2 protein-coding genes are annotated in these 2,576 nt (G+C 40.2%); one reads left to right on the top strand and one right to left on the bottom strand.

The genetic code is table 11. The annotated features are described in order from the left end of the window. On the bottom strand, nucleotides 1–451 hold a 451-nt coding region (locus VNZ46_RS12140), incomplete at its 3' end, for a DUF2157 domain-containing protein (protein ID WP_325560398.1). Between the two features lie 133 nt (nucleotides 452–584). On the opposite strand from VNZ46_RS12140, the gene htpG reads away from it, so the two are divergent. Continuing rightward, nucleotides 585–2,474, top strand: a complete 1,890-nt coding sequence (htpG, locus tag VNZ46_RS12135; RefSeq protein ID WP_349255991.1) for a molecular chaperone HtpG — start codon at nucleotides 585–587, stop codon at nucleotides 2,472–2,474. Nucleotides 2,475–2,576 lie beyond the last annotated feature (102 nt).

The following is a 2,576-nucleotide window of genomic DNA, read 5'->3' as shown; positions in this document are numbered from 1 at the left end:
CAAATTCATAAGCCAGAAAGAACAAAACCACCATGGGGATAAAAGTAGCCAGGCCATAATTTGTTCCGAAAAGATGGTACTGGAACTGTATATAGCCCACAAAGGTCAGAAAGCTAAGTGAACCCAGTAAAAGGGCATAATCAAAAAAGGAGCCCGGAGACTTTACCCTTTCCCGGCTAAAGGGAAGTTTTTGTTTAAAACAATAGAAAAAACACGCCCCGCAGATCAGAGCAATGATCAGCAAAATAACCTGATGGCCAATCGTATCTATATTCTGATAAATGAGGATACCCAATCCGGTACTCAGCAGCATCACGCCCAGGTACAACAGGGTTTTTAACTCCCAGTGCAGGGAAAATAAAGGCTGGGCTTGCTGCTGCTCTATCTTTTCAAAAGATTCAGGACCGATCAGCTGCTCTTCCCTTAATTTTTTTAAGAGGTCAAAATTCATAGGTTTAGCATAGGTATATCCAATAATACGGAAAGATCTCGAAAACGAGATCATTTACTGTCAAATTGACAAGTTTAAAGATTGGAACAAGGCTTGATAAGCTGTATATGTTAAACAAAAATAATCCTAATATATGAGCATAGAAGAAAAAGGAAGTATTTCCATACACACCGAAAACATTTTCCCGATCATTAAAAAGTTCCTGTACTCAGATAATGAAATCTTTTTGCGCGAGCTGGTTTCAAACGCGGTTGATGCAGTACAAAAAATCAAACGCCTTGCAGCTCTTGGTCAGTACAATGGTGAGCTTGGGGAACCCCTTGTTGAAGTGGCGCTGGACGAAGAGAAAAAAACCATCACCATCTCAGATAATGGTTTAGGAATGACAGCTGAAGAGATTAAAAAGTACATCAATCAGGTGGCTTTCTCCGGAGCAAGTGAATTTGTAGAGAAATTTAAAGATGCCAAAGACGCCAACGAAATCATCGGTAAATTTGGTTTAGGCTTCTATTCTGCCTTTATGGTAGCAGATCTTGTAGAGATCCAGACCTTGTCCTATCAAGACGGCGCCGAGCCAGCAAAATGGACTTGCGATGGCAGCACCAGTTATGAAATTTCTGAAGGCAGCAGGACTACGCGTGGTACAGATATCATCCTGCACATCAACGGTGAATCAGAAGAGTTTTTAAGCAAACAAAAACTGGGGGAGATCCTGGATAAATATGGCAAATTCCTGCCGGTTCCAATTAAATTTGGTACCACTACAGAACAAGAACCGGATGGCGAAGATGAAGAAGGAAAACCAAAAACAAAATCTGTAGAGGTAGACAATATCATCAATACCACCAACCCGATCTGGACAAAAGCACCTGCAGATTTGTCAGACCAGGACTATCTTGATTTTTACAAACAACTGTATCCTTTCTCTGAAGATCCTTTATTCTGGATACACCTGAATGTAGATTATCCTTTTAACTTAACAGGCGTATTGTACTTCCCGAAAGTGAAGAATGATTTCGATATGCAGCGCAACAAGATCAAATTGTTCTCTCGTCAGGTATTTATCACAGATGAGGTTAAAGACATTGTTCCCGAATTCCTAATGTTGTTGCACGGGGTAATCGATTCCCCGGATATTCCTTTGAACGTATCCAGAAGCTTTTTACAGGCAGACAGCAATGTGAAAAAGATCAACAGCTATATCACCAAAAAAGTTGCGGATAAATTGCAGGAATTATTCAACAAGGACCGTAAGGGTTACGAAGAAAAATGGAGCGATATCGGTCTGTTTGTAAAATATGGTATGGTGAGCGAAGAGAAGTTTTATGATAAAGCCAAAGATTTCGCCTTGCTGACCAACACGAAGAACGAAAACTATACACTGGATGAATACCGCGAAAAAGTAAAAGATTTTCAAACAGATAAAAACGGACAAGTGGTGTATATCTATACCAATGATCCGGCTAAACAGGATAGTTTCATTCAATCGGCCAATAAAAAGGATTACGATGTGCTTTTAATGAATTCTCCGATCGATAATCACTTCATCAGCTCATTAGAGCACAAGCTGGAAAAAACGTCCTTAAAACGCGTAGATTCAAGTGTAGCAAGCAAGCTGATTGAAAAAGACGAGAGTACTGAATCTGTCTTAACAGAAGAACAATCTAAAACGGTAAAAGAGGTTTTTGAAAAAGCGATCACCAAGCCAGGTATGCATGTAGAGGTGGTTGGATTGAATCCAGAGGAATTACCTGTTACTGTAACCATGGATGAGTTTATGCGCAGGATGAAAGATATGGCCCAAATGGGTGGCGGTATGGGTTTCTATGGCAATATGCCAGACAACTATAAAGTTGCTATTAACGGTAACCATAAATTGATTTCCCGTATCCTGAAAAGCGAAAATGAAGAAGAACAAAAAACACTGGCTAAACAAGCGGTGGATTTAGCTCTGTTGGCACAAGGGATGCTGACAGGTGCTGAACTGACTGAATTTGTAAGCAGAAGTGTAGAACTGATATAGATCTTCTTAACAGAAGATTTGATTAAACCCGCAGTGTCCTGGCACCGCGGGTTTTATTTTATCCTGGATATTCATCCCTAAAATGGAATACACAGCATAAGC

Origin of the sequence: Pedobacter sp. (assembly GCF_035566355.1) — a bacterium.
In the GTDB taxonomy this organism is placed as follows: domain Bacteria; phylum Bacteroidota; class Bacteroidia; order Sphingobacteriales; family Sphingobacteriaceae; genus Pedobacter.
The sequence above is the reverse complement of the archived record's forward strand: the minus strand, read 5'-3'. Positions and strand labels throughout refer to the sequence as shown.